This is a genomic window from Microbispora triticiradicis (assembly GCF_005864065.1).
GTDB classification, from domain to species: Bacteria; Actinomycetota; Actinomycetes; order Streptosporangiales; family Streptosporangiaceae; genus Microbispora; species Microbispora triticiradicis.
On sequence record NZ_VANP01000001.1, the window covers coordinates 661137 to 676884 of the forward strand.

The following is a 15748-nucleotide window of genomic DNA, read 5'->3' on the forward strand; positions in this document are numbered from 1 at the left end:
ATTGGGGAGGTTGATCGTGTCCCTGACAATGAACAGAAAGCGCCGTGCCGAAGTGATCATCCCGCAGACGTGGCTGAGCAGGGTGAGAGATCAGGCGATGAAGGCCGGCGGGCGGGTGAGTCCGATGGCGGAGAACGCCAGAGACCTCGCCACGCACCGGATCGAGGACGCCAGAGTCTGGGCGGCGCCGAAGCTCGACCAGGCGGCGCAGTCGGTCGAGGAGCAGATCGCTCCGATCGTCAGCGCGTTCCTGAGCGAGTTGGCCCGCCGGATCGAGGTGTCGACCGGCACCCGGCGCACCCGGCGGCGCTGGCCCGTCGTCGCGCTGCTCAGCGGTGTCGCGATCGGCGCGGCCGGAGTGGCGATGTACCGCAACAACGCCCAGAAGTGGGCCGACACGATGCGGGACAGTGTGCGGCACACGGGTGCCGACGCCGGCAGGTGGGTGGGAGACAAGGCCGAGGAGGTCGGAGAGAAGGCCGACAAGGCCGCCGACGAGATCTCGGGGAAGATGTCCTGAAACCGGTGGCCGCGCTGTGCGCGGCACACGGCCGCGCTGATACGGCCGGCGTCCTCCACGCCGGCCGTTCGCGTGTCCGGAGCCCCCCGAGCCCTCCGAGGACGCCGGGCCGCCCCGTCGCCGGCGGCCCGGCGTGCTCTAAGGCGGCTCAGAGGCGGCGGCCCGGGTCCTCCAGGGGCGCGGCGTTGCCAAGCGGCCCGGTGTTCTCAGGCTGCCCGGCGGGTTCCAGGCGGTGCAGCATGGCGGGCAGCGCGCCCTCGTGGACCACGGTCAGCCGCCGCGTCGCCCGCGTGGTCGCGACGTACAGATCCTGGCCTCCCTTCGGGGACTGACGCAGGATGCCCTCGGGGTCGACCACGACCACGGCGTCGAACTCCAGGCCCTTGGAGCCGCGCACGGTCAGGACGGCCACCCGGCTGTCCAGCGGATCGACGGCTTCGGGAAACAGCGCGCCGATCTCGGCGTGCCGGGCGTCCGGCGTGACGACGCCCACCCGCCCCTCCCCGATCTCACCCCCCTCCCCGATCTCACGCAGTTCCGCGTCCACCAGCCGCCGCAGATCGGTCCCGGCGGCCGGTACGGCGCGGGGGCGGGCGCCGCCGTGCCTGACCGACTCGGGCGGCTCCTGCCCGGGCTCCACCGCCCGCAGCACGTCCGCGGCCACCTCCATGATCTCCGCCGGGGTGCGGTAGTTGACCAGCAGGCGCTCCTCCCGCCAGCGCCCCTTCACGTACGGGTCGAGCATCTCGCCCCAGGACCGGGCGCCGGCGGCCGCGCCGGTCTGCGCGATGTCGCCCACGACCGTCAGGGAGCGGGCCGGGACCCGCCGCATCACCGTCCGCCACGCCATCGCCGACAGCTCCTGCGCCTCGTCCACGATCACGTGCCCGTACGCCCAGGTGCGGTCACGGGCGGCCCGGTCCGCGGTCGTGACGTACGGCCCGTCGTCGCGGTTGCGGCCGGCCAGCGAGGCCGCGTCCAGCACCGAGGCGGCGTCGGTGATCGTAAGGACCTCCCTGGCGTACAGCTCCTCCTCACGCCGCTCCTCCTCCGCGCGGCGCCGTCTCGCCTCCGCCCCGTGGTCGTGCTCGCCGAGCAGTTCGGCGGCCTCGTCGAGCAGCGGCACGTCGCCGACGGTCCAGGGCGCCTCCCGTGGCCGCAGCAGCACCGCGCGCTCGTCCTCCGTCAGGTGCGGCCCGGCGGCGGCGCGCAACCTCTCCTCGTCGGACAGAAGCTCGCGGACGAGCCGCTCCGGACTGATCTCCGGCCACAGGGCGTCGAGTGCGTCACGTACCGATCGGTGCTCCCACAGGGCCGTGGCCGCGTACCGCAGGTCGCCGTCCTCCAATGGCCGGTCGAGCCGCTCGGCCTCGTCGCGCGCCAGCGCCGGCAGGATCCGGCGGACGAAGGCCCAGCGGGCGATGTTGTGCGGCCGCCGCAGGCCGCGGGCGTGGTCCCGGGCCCGCAGGCAGGTGGCGTGGTCCACCCGCAGCGTCATCTCCTCGACCACCACCTCCACGCCGCCGCGCAGGGAGGTGCGGACGGGGATCCGCACCTCCAGGTCGCCCTCCGGCACCCGCTCCCGGTCCCGTACGGCCTCCTCGATCACCCGGACCATGCGCGGGTCGCCCTTCACGACGGCGGTGGCGGGCGCGTCCTCGGCCTCGGCCCGCACGCCGGGGTGGAGCCCGCCCAGGCTGGTGAGCACCACCTGGGTCTCGCCCAGCGCCGGGAGCACCTGGCCGATGTACCGGGAGAAGGTCGCGTTGGGCGCGACGACGAGGATGCCGCGCCGTTCCAGTGTGTCGCGGTGCGTGTAGAGCAGGTACGCCGCACGGTGCAGCGCGGCGACGGTCTTGCCGGTGCCCGGCCCGCCCTGCACGACCAGCGCCCCGGCCAGGCCCGAGCGGATCACCCGGTCCTGCTCCCGCTGGATCGTCGCGACGACCTCGCCCATGCGTCCGGTGCGCCCCCGCCGCAGCGCCGCGAGCAGGGCCGCCTCGCCGACGAGCGTACGGCGGTCGGCGTCGGCCATCCGGTCGAGGTCGAAGACCTCGTCGTCGATCCCGACGACCCTGCGGTCCCGGATGTGGAGGTGACGGCGGCGTACGAGGCCCTCGGGGTCGCCTGGGGTGGCGACGTAGAAGGGGCGTGCGGCCGGTGCCCGCCAGTCCACCAGCACGGACGTGTGGTCGTCGTCGCGGAGCCCGACACGCCCGATGTAGAGGGTGCGGCCATCGCCGTCGTCGACGCGGCCGAAGCAGAGGCCGCGTTCGACGGCCGACAACCGCGCGAGGCGGTCGGCATGCTCGGCCGCCGTCACCTCCCGCTCCACGAGCGCCTGCCTGGTGCCCGAGGCGCCCCGGGCCAGAACGTCGCGCATCCCGCGGCCGGCCCGGTCGCGGGCGACGTCGAGACGCTCGTACAGCATGGAGACGTACTCCTGTTCACGCCGCAGGGCCTCGGCGCGAGCGGTGTCAGGTTGACGCTCACTCATTCCTGTGATAAACTCCTAACGAGGACATCTGTTTTTCAGATACTTTCGAACCTCTCACTATAGGCCATGTCCGGCCGTTTCCCCGCCTGCCTTCCGGCTCTTCTCCGCTCCTTCTCGGCCATCCCTGATGCCGCAGTCGATCTGTGTGACGGATGTGAGTGAGGCCGCGCCTCTTCTGGGTAGCCGTTCTCGCGGCGGAGGAGCCGCCCGCGTCCCGTTCCGGATTCGTGCGGGCGCCCGGTGAACCACCGCGCACCGCGGGACGTCTTGGAAACAAGGAGGCCCGGATGGACGTCCTCGACAGCCTCGTGGACGAGGAGCTCCGGCTGGAGTTCGTCCTCATCGAGGCGCTGCACCAAGAGGCGGAACGGCTGGCCGCCCCAGCCGTACGCTGAGATCGCGCGCCCGCCGTCCCATCAGGGGACGGCGGGCCGCCTTCACGCCCGCCCGCGCCGGGTCCGGAGTCTCAGATCCAGGGGCGGAACACGGCCCGCACGCAGCCGTCCTTCTTGTTCTTGAACAGGTCGTAGCCCCTGGGCCCCTCATCGAGTGTCATGGTGTGCGTCGCGAGGTGGGACGGCTTCAGGTCCCCCCTGCCGATCAGTTCCAGCAGCTTCGGGATGTACCGCTGGCCGTGCTGCTGCGCGCCCCGCAGCGTGAGGCCCTTGTTCATCAGCGCGCCGAGCGGGAACTTGTCTACGAACCCGGCGAAGACGCCGAGCACGAACACCGAGCCCCCCTTGCGACAGGCGTGGATCGCCTCCCGTACGGCGGCCGGGCGGTCCTGCTCCAGGCGGAGCCGCTGCTTGACCCCGTCGTACACGCGCTGCAGGCCGGTGCTGTCCGCCTCCATGCCGACGGCCTCGATGCACACGTCCGGCCCTCGCCCGCCCGTGCGCTCGCGCAGTTCGGAGACGACGTCGGTGGCCGTGTAGTCGACCACCTCGCAGCCGACGTGGCGGGTGGTCATGGCCAGCCGTTCGGGGTAGCGGTCGATCGCGACGACCCGTTCGGCGCCGAGGAGCATCGCGGCTCTGGCGGCCATCTGGCCGACGCCGCCGCAGCCCCACACCGCGACCACGTCGCCCGGCCGTACGCCGCCGAGGTCGGCTCCCATCCATCCCGTCGGAACGGCGTCGGAGGCGAACACGGCGTCCATGTCGGAGACGCCCTCGGGCACGGTGAACGCGTTGTGGTCGGCGAAGGGCACCCGGACGTACTCGGCGTGGCTGCCTCTGAATCCCCCCATCGCGTGGGAGTAGCCGAAGATCCCGGCCGTCGACCCGCCCCACATCAGGTCCGTGATGCCCGGGTTGGGGTTGCTGTTCTCGCACAGGGACCAGTCGCCGTGCCGGCACGACCAGCAGCGCCCGCAGCCGATGATCGAGCAGACGACCACCCGGTCGCCCGGCCGGTGCCGGGTCACCTCCGGGCCGGTCTCCACGATCTCGCCGAGGAACTCGTGCCCGATGACATCGCCCGCCCGCATCGCCGGGATGTGACCGCCGAGCAGGTGCAGGTCGGAGCCGCAGGTGGTGCTGGCCGTCACCTTCACGATCGCGTCCTGGGCGTTGAGGATCGCGGGGTCGGGCACCCGCTCGACCGACAGCTCGTTCACGCCCTGCCAGCAGACCGCCTTCACAGCCGTCCCCCTTCCGAGGCCCGGCCGAGCGCCAGGTCGAGGACCTTCCCCGGCAGGGTGGGCCGGGTGGTGGCGATCTCCTCGTCCGACCGCAGCACGTCGCCCGTCTCCAGCAGGGACTTCGCCTCGCGCAGCGCCGTACGGACCGCCGTGCGGGAGTCCTCGCCGCGCAGCCGGGTCAGGGCGCCTTCGGCCCGCGCCGTACGCCCCCTCGGGCGGGCGTAGAGTTCCGTGCCCCGGCCGCCCGGCGCCCGGTTCATCCTCACCTCCGCGTCCACGCGGGTCAGCGGCTCGGGCAGCCTCTCGCCGGGGGCGACCTCCTCGGGCGGCCGGTTGATCGTGACTCCGAGCCAGCGGCCGGCCGCGAGGGGGTCCCTCGCCGGGACGGGCCTCCGGCCGCGTGCCGCCGCCCATCGCGCCGCTCCGAGGCCCGCGGCCGCGAGTGCCGCGGCGGCGATAAGACGTCTCATGACCTCGCCCCCTCCAGGCCCCCAGGCTCCGCTCCCCGGCCCGGCCGTCCTGTGGGGGTGCTACCCGGGCCCTGTGGCCCTATCCCGCCCGTGGCGGCACGTGAGGAGGAGTTGGGGAGGTCTTGGATCGGCTCACGGAGGCTTCGGTGACCCCGGGCCTCGCGGGGGCCTACTGGGTGGCGCGCGGCGGAGCGGCGGCGAGGGCGGCCTCGACGGTGGGGAAGACCGGGACGTGGGACGCCAGGCCCGTGATCCACAGGGCGCGCGCCGCGCCCTTCTCCAGCGCGACGAGAGCCAGCCAGCCCCCTTCGTCGAGTGCGCGCTTCCAGCAGCTCACCAGCAGGCCGGTCGCCCTCGAGTCGAGGAAGTCGAGCCCCAGGAGGTCCATGACCAGGTGCGGCCCGTACTGCGCGAAGGCCTTGTCGAAGAGCCCGGAGGCCGTCTCGTGGGTGATGAAGTCGAGCGTCCCCCGCACCGTCACCACTCCGAGGATGCCGCTGCTCCCACTGTCTCCGGCGTCGGGCGTGATCGGCTCTGTCGAGATATGGAGTTCGGACATCAGGACACTTCCAAAGCGTTCGGCATGATGCGCGCGGCGAGGATGCAGGTGTCGTCACCGGTGTTGCTCGGAGCGAGGACCCCCATGACGGCCGCCACCCTCTCGTCCGGAGGCACCTTCGGCACCACCTCCGCAATGGCCTCGCTGAGGATGTCCAGACCCTCGAACAGGTCCCGGCCCGGTCGTTCGATGAGACCGTCGGTGAACATCAGAAGCAGGTCGTCCGGCTCCAGCCGGATCTGTGCGCACGTGTAGCTCACGCTCTCGAAGACCCCGAGGAGGACTCCGGGATGCAGCAGCCGGTGCACCTTGTCACCCCGCACCAGCAGCATCGGAGGGTGGCCCGCGTGGGTCCACGTGAGCGTGCGGTCCTCGACCCGATAACGCGCCACCACCGCCGTGGCGAGCACGTCGGGCCGCATCCGCCGCAGCAGCCGGTTCAGCGCGACCAGGATCTGTGCCGGGTCGTGGTCGGCGAAGGCCAGCCCGGTGATCGCGTGCCGCAGCTTCGCCATGGCGGAGGCGGCGGCCAGGCCGTGCCCGGCGACGTCGCCGACGGCCAGCAGCGCCTCCTCGTTGTCGAGGTGGATGGCCTGGTACCAGTCGCCGCCCAGCGGGGCCGTCTCTGCGGGGAAGTAGCGTACGCCGAGCTGCAGCCCGGGCACCGCGTCCTGCACCGGGAGGATGATGCTCTGCAGGCGCGCGGTGAGCTGCGACTCCTCCTCCAGCCGCTGGCTGACCTCGGCCAGCTCGTCGGCGGTCCGGCGCCAGTCGGTGACGTCCTGGAGCACGCCGTGGATCTCGACGGGCCGCCCCGCCGCGTCCCTGGTGACCTCGGCCGTGGCCCTGATGTGCCGGTGCTCCCGGCCGACGCGGATGCGCAGCTCGAACTCGTGCGGCCCGCCGTTCTCGATGAGCGTGGAGAGCGCGTGGTCGACGACGGGCACGTCGTCGGGGTGGGCGATCTCGCGGTAGTACTCCAGGGGGAACGGGCCGTCGGCCGGGTCGCGCCCGTGGATGACGTAGAGCTGGTCGGACCACTCGACCTCGCCCGTCACCAGGCTCCAGTGGCCCCAGCCCAGGTGACCGAGGCGCTCGGTGTGCAGCAGCCGGGCGGCCAGCCGCTCCTCCCTGTCGTGACGCACCCAGGACAGGAAGATGCCGCCCTGCAACGGGGCCACGCGGACGCTGTAGGTGGACAGGAAGGGGACACCGTCGTCGTCCTCCCGGTGGACGTAGGGAGTGACGTCCTCGGCCTCCCCGGTCGACACGACCCGCAGGCAGGCCTCCCAGAGCGGGGAGCCGGCGACGCTCGGGTATCCCTGCAGCATGCGCAGGCCGACGAGTTCCTTGCCGACCCGGTCCTTGATGTCGCGGGCCTCACGGCTCGCCGCGAGCACCTCGAAGTCGACGACGACGCCGGCCGGATCGCGGATCGGCAGCTGCCAGACGCCCTGGGTCGGCATCGCGTCGAGCGTGGCCTGCACGAGGGCGGTGACGGCTTCCCGCGGGAGTTCTCCGGACCCGTCGGGCGAACTGTTCACAGGGGTCAGCCGCAGAATGCGATCACCTCCACCCATGAACCCGCCGTCCACCTTCCACCAGGGCACAAGAGCGGACTGTCGGAAGGATCGCTCTTGTCTTCCCGCCGAGACTACCCCTCCCCGCCAAGGATAGGTGCTGGGCCCCACTTGGTCTCCCCCCGGAAAGTCCCGATGGATCTACCGAGGTGGGCGGGGAGGAGTCGCCGGCCGCGGTGAACGCGGCGGTAAATGAGGTGACGGGCGCGTCCGGGAGCGGCACGATGGACTGTCACCCCATCCTGTGCACCCCTCCTCCCCGTGCACCCTTCTCCACCGCCGGCCCGTCTCTCGGAGTTCTCACATGAATGGCGTCCGCCGCGATCTCGGCCTGCTCGGAGATCGGCGGTTCGCCCTGCTGCTGGCGGCCCGCACGATCTCCGTGCTCGGCACCGCCTTCGCGCCGGTTGCCCTCGCCTTCGGCGTGCTCGGCCTCCCCGGCGCGACCGCCACGACGCTGTCGGCCGTGCTCACCGCCGAGGCGCTGCCGATGGTGCTGTTCATCCTCGTCGGCGGCGTGATCGCCGACCGGCTGCCGCGCCACCGGGTCATGATGGTGGGCGAGTCGCTCAACGCGGCGGCGTACTTCTGCCTGGCCGCGATGATGCTCACCGGCTGGACGCCGCTGCCCGCCCTCGTGATCGCGAGCGCGGTGAGCGGCATCGCCGCCGCGGCCCTGTTCCCCGCCCTGACCGGCATCATTCCGGACGTGGTGCCCGCCGACCGGCTGCAGACCGCGAACGCGCTGCTGGGGCTGGGCCAGAACGTCTCCCGCGTGGCCGGCCTGGTGCTGAGCGGCGCCGCCGTGGTCCTGCTGGGGAGCGGGTGGGCGCTGACCGTCAGCGGGACGATGTTCGCCGTGGCCGCCGTACTGGTCGCGCTGCTGCGGCTCACGCCGGCCGAGCGGACGGCGGGCGGCGGGCACTCGGTGCTGGCCGAACTGCGGGACGGCTGGCGCGAGTTCGTCTCCCGCCAGTGGCTGTGGGTGGTCGTCGCCCAGTTCTCGGTCCTGGTCATGGCGCTGCAGGCCGCCCACGGCGTGCTCGGACCGCTCGTCGCCAAGGAGTCCCTCGGCGGGGCGCCCGCGTGGTCGGCCGTCCTCGCGGGCGAGGCCGTCGGCATGATCGTGGGGGTGGTCGTAACGCTGCGCCTGCGCCCCCGGCGGCCCATCCTGGTCGCCACGCTGCTCACACTGCCCACCGCCGCGCCGTACGTGCTGCTCGGCCTGGACGCGCCGCTGTGGACGGTAGTGGGCGGGGCGTTCGTGATGGGGGTGTGCTTCGACATCTTCGGCGTGCTGTGGCAGACCACGATGCAGCGTGAGATCCCGGCGGAGTCGCTGTCGCGGGTGAGCTCCTACGACGCGCTCGGGTCTCTCATGTTCGGGCCGCTCGGCCTGCTGGTGGCCGGGCCGGTGGCCATCGGGGTGGGGCCGCGACCGGCGCTGGTCGCCTGCGGCGCGATCATCGTCCTGGTCACGCTGGCCGCGCTCCTGGCCCCCGGCGTGCGCGGACTGCGGGTCGCCGAGGAGGGGACCACGCCCGTACCGGCCTCGTCCTGACCGCGCGTGCTCCAGGGGCGGGGAGCTCCAGGCCCCGCCCCGGACCACGCGGCCTACCGGGCCGGTCTGGTCAGCCGGACCTCGACGCTGATGCCCTCCGTACGGATCTCGCAGGTCCCGAACGCGCTCTCGGCGGCGAGGCGGGCGAACAGGTCCCGGGAGTAGGCGCGGCGGCGCAGCGCGAGCAGCGGCACCTTCGTCATGAGGGCGTTCAGCGGCGTGAGCCCCATGCCCCCGATCTCCTCGTCGACGGCGGCCCGGGACGCCTCCCGGCTCATGTCCTGGATCACCGCCCGGCCGCCGGGGCGCAGCACCCGGTGCATCTCGTCGAGGGCGCGCACCGGCCGCCCGAAGTTCTTGAAGGCGGCCTGGCAGACGACCAGGTCGAAGGAGCCGTCGGGGAAGGGGAGGTCGGCGGCGTCGCCCCGCAGCACGTCGACGTGCACCCCCGCCCGGCGGGCGTTGCCGGTCGCGATCTCCACGAATGTGCGGCTGAGGTCGAGCCCGGTCACCGCGAACCCGAGCCGGGCCGTCTCGACGGCCAGGTGACCCGGGCCGGGGGCCACCTCCAGGACGGCCGCCCCCGCGGGCAGCCCCGCCGTGACCTCCGCCGCGAACCGCCGTACGGCGGCCAGCTGGGGTGCGGAGGCGCGCTGGCGGGCGTACCACCGGGCCACCGCGCCCTCCATGCCGGCCGCCTGCTTCTGCGTGATCTTCTCCATGGTCTTCTCCGGTGTCGGTTCGTACGGGTGTCCGAACCGGCCCGTGGAGGGAGCCCGGCTATCCTTGCGGTTGCCAACCTTGCGACCGGATCCGTCCGCGGGTTTCGGTTCGAGGGTCGCGACCCCGGCGAGGTGTTCCCGCACCACGCCGGGGTTCGCTCATGGGGTTCAGTCCGAGGTGAGGCCCCTTTCGGCGAGTTCGGCCATCTCGGGCGGCATCCGCCCCGACTCATGCCAGGCCCGCCACATGGGCAGGTCGGGGAAGGCCCCACTGGTCAGTTCCTCGACGAAGGACCGGATCCACGAGGCCTCCGCCTCGCGGACGGCCAGGTCGTACTCCGCCTCGACGAGGAACAGCCGCGGCGTCTCCCGGCGCCACTCGGCGAGGGCCTCCCGCTGCGCGGCGACGTCCTCCTCCAGCCGGGCCAGCCGGCGCCGCAACAGGCCGGTCAGCTCCTCCGGCGGAAGCACTCCGCACACCGAGAGGGCGGCCTCGAACCTCGGCCGCTCGGGCTCGGGGTCCGCGATCAGGTCGCGTACCCAGTCGGCCATCTCGGCCCGCCCGGCGTCGGTGATGCGGTAGATCGTGCGCTCGGGGTGGGCTCCCTCGCGCACGGTTCCCGCGACCTCCAGGAACCCGTGCTTCTCCAGGTTGCGCACCACCGTGTAGAGCGACCCCCACTTGACGCCCATGTCGCGGTCCTTGCCGCGGGCCCGCATCAGGGTGGCCATCTCGTACGGATGCATGGGGCGCTGGACGACCGTCGACAGCACCGCCAGGCCCAGCAGGTTGTTCACCTTCCGCCGCCCGGCCATCGCCCTCACCTCGTCTCTGCTACTCGTAGGCGAGTATACGCAGACGAGTATTCCCACGTCGAGGGTCTATAGGTTGCGTTCCTAACTAGCTAGCTTTATCGTCTAGATCGTCACCTGATGTAGGAAGGGCGGCTGGTCATGACCGTTCCGAGCTTCACGGTCCCGAGCCTGTTTCTGGCGGTGCCGCTGACGGCCTACCTGACCTTCGTCTCCCCCTGGCTCGGCCGGCGCCAGTACGACCGGCTGGCGCGGCGTCGCGCCGACGACCCCAGGGCGCTGGTGCGGGCGTACCGGATCTGGATCGGCGAGGAGTGGGCCTGGATCGCCGTGACGGCGCTGATCCTGGCGCTGTCGCCGGATGCCGGCCTCCGCGACCTGGGCTTCATTCGGCCCGACGACTTCGGGAAGGTCGCGGTGATGACCGCCGGCCTGGGCGGCGCCCTGCTGGCCGGCTCCCTGGCGCTGCGCCACGCGTCCCGGTCCGGCCGTGCCGTACCGGGTCAGGAGGCCGTGGCGGCACTGCTGCCGCGCACCCCCGCCGAGCGGTGGCACGCCGTCGCGATGGCGGTCACCGCGGGCGTCTGCGAGGAGGTCGTCTACCGCGGCCTGCTCATCGCGCTCGGCGTCGGGGTCCTGGGCCTGAACCCGAGCGTGGCCGCGGTTCTCGCCCTGGCGGTGTTCGTGGCGGGACACCTCTACCAGGGCTGGAGGGGGATGGCCGGAGTGGCCCTCCTCGGTCTCTGGTTCACCGCGATGTACCTGGCCACCGACAGCCTGCTGCTGCCGATCGTGGCGCACGTCCTGATCGACGTCAGGGGCCTGGTGTTCGTGCCCGCGCCCCCACCGGAGAAGGTCGGCCACGCCGCCTAGGTAGCACCGCTACCGTGCGAGGATGAGCTCATGGCGACCGACCGCCGGGCGAGCTGGCTCAAGGGAGTCCTCGATCTGCTGGTGCTGGCCAGCCTGACCGAGGGCGAGAACTACGGCTACGAGATCGCCAAGATGCTCGCCGCCTCGGGACTCGGCCAGATCAGGGGCGGCACGCTGTATCCCGTGCTCAACCGGCTGGAGGAGGCGGGCCTGGTGTCGGCCGAGTTCCGGGTGACCGAGCGCGGCCCCGGGCGACGCTACTACCGGCTGACGGAGCAGGGCCGCCAGACGCTCGCCGAGCAGGGCCGCCTGTGGCTGGCGTTCGACGAGTCCGTACGCACCATGCTGGCCTCGGGAGGGCTGAAGTGACCGGCTACCTCGACGAACTCACCGCGCTGCTGCGCGCCGGCGGCGTGCCGGACGAGCAGGCCGAGGCCATGGTCGCCGACCTCACGTCGTACGCCGCCGAGACCGGCGCGGACCCGGAGGAGGAGTTCGGGCCGGTCGGAGGGTTCGCAGAGCAGCTTCTGGCGGCGCGCTCGCCCGAGGCGGACGCGGCGGACGCGACCGAGTGGCGGTGGACCGCCGACGTCTTCGCCGACCGGCAGATGCTGGCCCGGCTCGGCGACCAGGGCTGGGAGGTCGACCGGGTCGACTCCCTCGGCAGGTTCGTCAGCCACCGCGACCCGGAGCGTCCGCAGCGGTGGGAGTACCGCAGGGAACGGGTGACACCGGGTGGCGCCCGGGCGCTCGCCGAGCGGTTGGCGCCCGATGGCTGGGAGCCCTGCGGCACCTGGGTCTGCTTCGGATACTTCAAACGGCCCAAGGCCGCCAGCGTGGGACCGGCCGCGCAGATCGACTCCCCGCCCGCGGCCCCGGGGCGGAGCATCTTCTTCAGCCGCCGGTTCTATGCCGTGACGGCCGCGCTCCTGATCGTCCTGGTCGCGCTGTGGGCCCTGTGGGGGCGGTCCGAAGGCGGCGAGGGGGCGGGCTTCTTCGCCGGGATGGCCGTCGGAGGCTGCACCGCGATCGCGGTCCTGGCGCTGGTGCTGTGGTGGAACGCGCGCCGCCGCGACTGAGCGGGGGGCACTAGCCTGGGGCGCGATGGAGCGTCTGACCACAGCGCGCGGGACTTTCGGCCTCGCCCGCTTCCCCGAGGATCCCCGCGACCCGCTGCGCGCGTGGGACGCCGCCGACGAATACCTGCTGCGTCATCTCGACGAGCGCGAGGACGGGCCGGTGGACCTGTCGGGGAGCGTGGTCGTGCTGGGCGACCGGTGGGGCGCCCTGGTCACCGCGCTCGCCGGGCACGATCCCGTCCAGATCAGCGACTCCTTCCTCGGCCGGCGCGCGACCCTCGCCAACCTGGAGCACAACGGCCTGCCCACCGACGCCGTACGGCTGCGCACGACCAGGGAGACGCCGCCGGAGCGGATCGACGTGCTGCTGGTCCGGGTGCCGAAGAGCCTCGCGCTCCTGGAGGACCAGCTGCACCGCCTCGCTCCGGCCGTGCATCCCGGCACCGTGGTCGTCGGGGCGGGGATGGTCACCGAGATCCACACCTCGACGCTGCGGCTGTTCGAACGCCTCCTCGGGCCGACGAGGACCTCCCTGGCCGTGAAGAAGGCCCGGCTGATCTTCTGCGCACCGGAGCCCGGGCCGCCCCGGAAGGACAATCCGTGGCCGCGCGGCCACCGCCTGCCCGCCGACGCCGGGGTGGTCTCGGGCCTGACCGTCGTCAGCCACGCCGGGGTCTTCAGCGCCGACCGTCTCGACGCGGGCACCCGCCTGCTCCTGCGCAACCTGCCCGCCCGTACGGGGGCGGAGCACGTCGTCGACCTGGGCTGCGGCAACGGGGTGATCGGGCTCGCCGCGGCGCTGTCCAACCAGGACGCCGAGGTGACGTTCATCGACGAGTCGTACCAGGCGCTGGCCTCGGCGGAGGCGACGTTCCTGGCGAACGCCCCGGCGGGCGCCGTCGCGCGGTTCACGGCGGCCGACGGCATGTCGGGCTTCCCGCCGGGCACGGCGGACCTGGTGCTCAACAACCCGCCGTTCCACAGCCACCGCGGCCGGACCGACGCGACCGCCTGGCGGATGTTCAACGGCGCCCGCGCCGGGCTGCGGCGGGGCGGCGAACTGTGGGTGGTGGGCAACCGCCACCTCGGCTACCACGTCAAGCTGCGCAGGCTCTTCGGCAACTGCGAGGTCGTCGCGAGCGACCCGAAATTCGTCCTGCTGCGGGCCGTCAAGAAGTGATCAGAACAGGGTGAGCGGCTCGTCCTGGGCTTGGTCGCCGAGTTGCCCGGACAGCGGTTCCGGCAGCGGCTCGACGCCGGGCACCTCGGCCCTTACCTCGTCGTGGAACAGGCGGGCGAGCACCGGCGCGTCGGCGTTGTCGGGAGTGTGCACGAACACCGTCGGCGAGCGGCCCTCGCGCAGCCACCCGGCCACGGTGTCCACCCAGTGGCGCCAGCCCTCGACCGTACGCGCCTGGTCGTCGCGGCCGAGATAGCGGACCACCGGCCGGTCCGTGAGGGCCGCGGCGCGCAGGGGCACGCGCGGCTTCTTCGACCAGGCGTCACGCTCGGCGTCGCTGGTCGGCGGGCTCGTGAACAGCACGGTCGTGTCGAACGGGATCCACTCCGCGCCGGCGCCCGCCAGGACGGCCTCCAGGAGCCGTACGGCCCGCGGGTCCTCGAAGAACGCGCGGTGCCGCACCTCCACGCCGTACCGGTGGGAACGGGGAAGCCGGGCGAGGAAGGTCCCGAGGACCCCGGCGTCGGCGGGCCCGAACGAGCCGGGAAGCTGGATCCACAGCATGTGGGCGCGCGGCCCCAGCGGCTCGATCGCGTCGAAGAACGCGCGCACCTCGTCCTCGGCGCCGGTGAGACGGCGTTCGTGGGTGATCGACTTGGGCAGCTTGACCACGAAGCGGAAGTCCGGGCCGGTCTGCCCGGCCCAGGTCTCCACCGTGCTCCGCGCGGGCGTCGCGTAGAAGGTGGTGTTGCCCTCCACCGCGTTGCACCAGGTCGCGTAGGCCCGCAGGCGCTCCCCGGGCGGGAGCGGGTGCGGCAGGAGGCGCCCCTGCCACGGCTTGTGCGTCCACATCGCGCATCCCACATGAAGCCGCATGCCCCGACGCTATCGAAGCGTCACCGGAAATCGTCAGGTGTAGTAGCCCTCGACGGGGACCCGCGCCTCGTCGAACAACGCCGGCCCCTCCTGACGGAAGGACGACGGGCCGGTCGGCGGCTTCAGCGTGCCGAGTTGCTCGGTGGAGAGCGCGAAGACGACACGGCCGAGCCCGGAGCGCTCGATGGCCCCCGCGCACATGCCACACGGCTGGCAGCTCGTGAACATGGTCGTGCCGGCCGCGGTGGCGGGGTCGAGCTCGCGGGCGGCCCAGCGCGCGAGTTTCAACTCCGGATGGGCGGTGATGTCCGAATCCGTGAGCGAGGTGTTGCACTCCTCGGCGAGGACGCCGCCGTCCGGGCCCACGAGCAGCGAGCCGAACGGCGGGTTCCCATCCTCCCGGGCCGCCGCGGCCAACTCGATCGCCCTGCGGAGGAGATTTTCTTCGTCCGGTGTCACGGGTGCTCCGTTCTCGTACGGGCGGCGGCCACCGTCGCGAGCATGCGCCAGGCCGCCTCCGGATGGTTTGTCTCATCGGGGTCCCCGCGGAAGGGATCGAGCAGGACAGTCTCGGCGCCGAGGAGGCGCAGCCGTTCCAGGTCGTCGAGGACCTGGCCGACGGTGCCCTCGCCGGCCCGGCGTTCCGCGCCCTTCACGGGGGTGTCGGTGAGCCGCAGCAGGATGCGCGGGGCGAACGCGGGGGCGGGACGCCCGAGGCCCGCCGCGATGGCGGCCAGCCGGTCCATCCGCTCGTCCAGCCACGGGAGGGTGAAGCGCAGCGGGTGCCACGCGTCGCCGAGGAGCACCGCCCTGCGGAGGGCGGCGTCGCTGCCGCCGCCGATCCAGATCGGGATGTGCCCGGCCCGGTAGTCCTCCTCGTCCCGCCACGCCCGGCGGATCGCCCGCAGGTGCTCGTCGGTCAGCGCGCCGCGCCGCTCGTACGGCACGCCGAGCGCCTCGAACTCCTGCCGCGCCCAGCCCACGCCCACCCCGAGGGTCAGGCGGCCTCCGCTTAGCTGCTGGAGGTTGGCCGCAATCCGGGCCGTGAGCAGCGGGTGCCGGTAGGGCACGATGAGCACGGTGGTGCCGAGCCCGATCCTCGTGGTGATCCCGGCCAGCCAGGACAGCGTGGTGAACGGCTCGTAGAACGGCGCCGGATACTGCCCGGCGACATCGGGGGTCACGACGACATGATCGGAGACCATGAGCAGGTCGAACCCGAGATCCTCCGCCGTCTCCGCCCAGCCGCGCAGCACGTCCGGCCGGGTGCCCGGCCCGAAGTTCGGGACGTTGACACCTAGTTTCACCGGTCCAGGCTATTGTGCGGCCACGCCATCGGGAAGGAAGAATTCCCTGCTTGACGGTGGTTTCGCCGT

Annotated in this window: 16 protein-coding genes; 6 read left to right on the forward strand and 10 right to left on the reverse strand. The window is 72.7% G+C overall.

All coding sequences use genetic code 11. The annotated features are described in order from the left end of the window. Nucleotides 1–28 precede the first annotated feature (28 nt). Nucleotides 29–520, forward strand: coding sequence for a hypothetical protein (locus FED44_RS03185; RefSeq protein WP_133305864.1), 492 nt, complete (start codon nucleotides 29–31; stop codon nucleotides 518–520). A gap of 148 nt (nucleotides 521–668) precedes the next feature. Here the strand turns inward: FED44_RS03185 and FED44_RS03190 are convergent, their stop codons facing one another. The 5 genes from FED44_RS03190 to FED44_RS03210 form a co-directional block, all read right to left on the reverse strand. After that, nucleotides 669–3017 carry a HelD family protein gene (locus tag FED44_RS03190; protein WP_138459664.1) on the reverse strand — a complete coding sequence of 783 codons (2349 nt, stop codon included), beginning with the start codon at nucleotides 3015–3017 and terminating at the stop codon, nucleotides 669–671. A 466-nt stretch (nucleotides 3018–3483) separates the two neighbouring features. Then, on the reverse strand, nucleotides 3484–4659 hold the full coding sequence (locus tag FED44_RS03195) for a zinc-dependent alcohol dehydrogenase (protein WP_138459665.1): 1176 nt from the start codon (nucleotides 4657–4659) through the stop codon (nucleotides 3484–3486). After that, on the reverse strand, nucleotides 4656–5129 hold the full coding sequence (locus FED44_RS03200) for a hypothetical protein (protein WP_182884318.1): 474 nt from the start codon (nucleotides 5127–5129) through the stop codon (nucleotides 4656–4658). The genes FED44_RS03195 and FED44_RS03200 overlap by 4 nt, the downstream gene beginning before the upstream one ends. Before the next feature lie 169 nt (nucleotides 5130–5298). Further along, complete coding sequence (locus FED44_RS03205; RefSeq protein WP_138459666.1) at nucleotides 5299–5688, reverse strand: STAS domain-containing protein; 390 nt, start codon at nucleotides 5686–5688, stop codon at nucleotides 5299–5301. Further along, nucleotides 5688–7232 (reverse strand): PP2C family protein-serine/threonine phosphatase, encoded by a 1545-nt coding sequence (locus FED44_RS03210; RefSeq protein ID WP_187405960.1) that lies wholly within the window; start codon nucleotides 7230–7232, stop codon nucleotides 5688–5690. The genes FED44_RS03205 and FED44_RS03210 overlap by 1 nt, the downstream gene beginning before the upstream one ends. 340 nt (nucleotides 7233–7572) lie before the next feature. On the opposite strand from FED44_RS03210, the gene FED44_RS03215 reads away from it, so the two are divergent. Next, nucleotides 7573–8829: an MFS transporter gene (locus tag FED44_RS03215; protein WP_138459668.1), complete on the forward strand. Its 1257-nt coding sequence runs from the start codon at nucleotides 7573–7575 to the stop codon at nucleotides 8827–8829. Nucleotides 8830–8882: 53 nt separating this feature from the next. Here the strand turns inward: FED44_RS03215 and FED44_RS03220 are convergent, their stop codons facing one another. Further along, entirely contained in the window at nucleotides 8883–9551 is a 669-nt protein-coding gene (locus tag FED44_RS03220; RefSeq protein WP_208758806.1) for a class I SAM-dependent methyltransferase, read from the reverse strand. Nucleotides 9552–9719: 168 nt separating this feature from the next. Further along, nucleotides 9720–10367 carry a PadR family transcriptional regulator gene (locus FED44_RS03225; protein ID WP_138459669.1) on the reverse strand — a complete coding sequence of 216 codons (648 nt, stop codon included), beginning with the start codon at nucleotides 10365–10367 and terminating at the stop codon, nucleotides 9720–9722. Nucleotides 10368–10505: 138 nt separating this feature from the next. Between FED44_RS03225 and FED44_RS03230 the strand changes: the two genes are divergently transcribed. Genes FED44_RS03230 through FED44_RS03245 form a run of 4 tightly spaced genes read left to right on the forward strand, consistent with a single transcriptional unit; the run spans nucleotide 10506 to nucleotide 13496 of the window. Then, the gene (locus FED44_RS03230; RefSeq protein WP_138459670.1) at nucleotides 10506–11237 is read left to right on the forward strand and encodes a CPBP family intramembrane glutamic endopeptidase; all 732 of its coding nucleotides are present in this window, start codon (nucleotides 10506–10508) and stop codon (nucleotides 11235–11237) included. A gap of 30 nt (nucleotides 11238–11267) precedes the next feature. Then, nucleotides 11268–11606 carry a PadR family transcriptional regulator gene (locus FED44_RS03235; RefSeq protein WP_138459671.1) on the forward strand — a complete coding sequence of 113 codons (339 nt, stop codon included), beginning with the start codon at nucleotides 11268–11270 and terminating at the stop codon, nucleotides 11604–11606. Beyond that, entirely contained in the window at nucleotides 11603–12316 is a 714-nt protein-coding gene (locus tag FED44_RS03240; protein ID WP_138459672.1) for a hypothetical protein, read from the forward strand. Before FED44_RS03235 ends, FED44_RS03240 begins: the two co-directional genes overlap by 4 nt. 25 nt (nucleotides 12317–12341) lie before the next feature. Then, complete coding sequence (locus FED44_RS03245) at nucleotides 12342–13496, forward strand: methyltransferase (RefSeq protein ID WP_111697496.1); 1155 nt, start codon at nucleotides 12342–12344, stop codon at nucleotides 13494–13496. Here FED44_RS03245 and FED44_RS03250 read toward each other — a convergent pair whose 3' ends face one another. The 3 genes from FED44_RS03250 to FED44_RS03260 are packed head-to-tail and all read right to left on the reverse strand — an operon-like array spanning nucleotide 13497 to nucleotide 15679. Further along, nucleotides 13497–14372, reverse strand: a complete 876-nt coding sequence (locus FED44_RS03250; RefSeq protein WP_138459673.1) for a DUF72 domain-containing protein — start codon at nucleotides 14370–14372, stop codon at nucleotides 13497–13499. A gap of 33 nt (nucleotides 14373–14405) precedes the next feature. Continuing rightward, nucleotides 14406–14831 (reverse strand): nucleoside deaminase, encoded by a 426-nt coding sequence (locus FED44_RS03255; protein WP_111697494.1) that lies wholly within the window; start codon nucleotides 14829–14831, stop codon nucleotides 14406–14408. Continuing rightward, the gene (locus tag FED44_RS03260) at nucleotides 14828–15679 is read right to left on the reverse strand and encodes an LLM class flavin-dependent oxidoreductase (protein ID WP_111697493.1); all 852 of its coding nucleotides are present in this window, start codon (nucleotides 15677–15679) and stop codon (nucleotides 14828–14830) included. The genes FED44_RS03255 and FED44_RS03260 overlap by 4 nt, the downstream gene beginning before the upstream one ends. Between the last annotated feature and the right edge of the window lie 69 nt (nucleotides 15680–15748).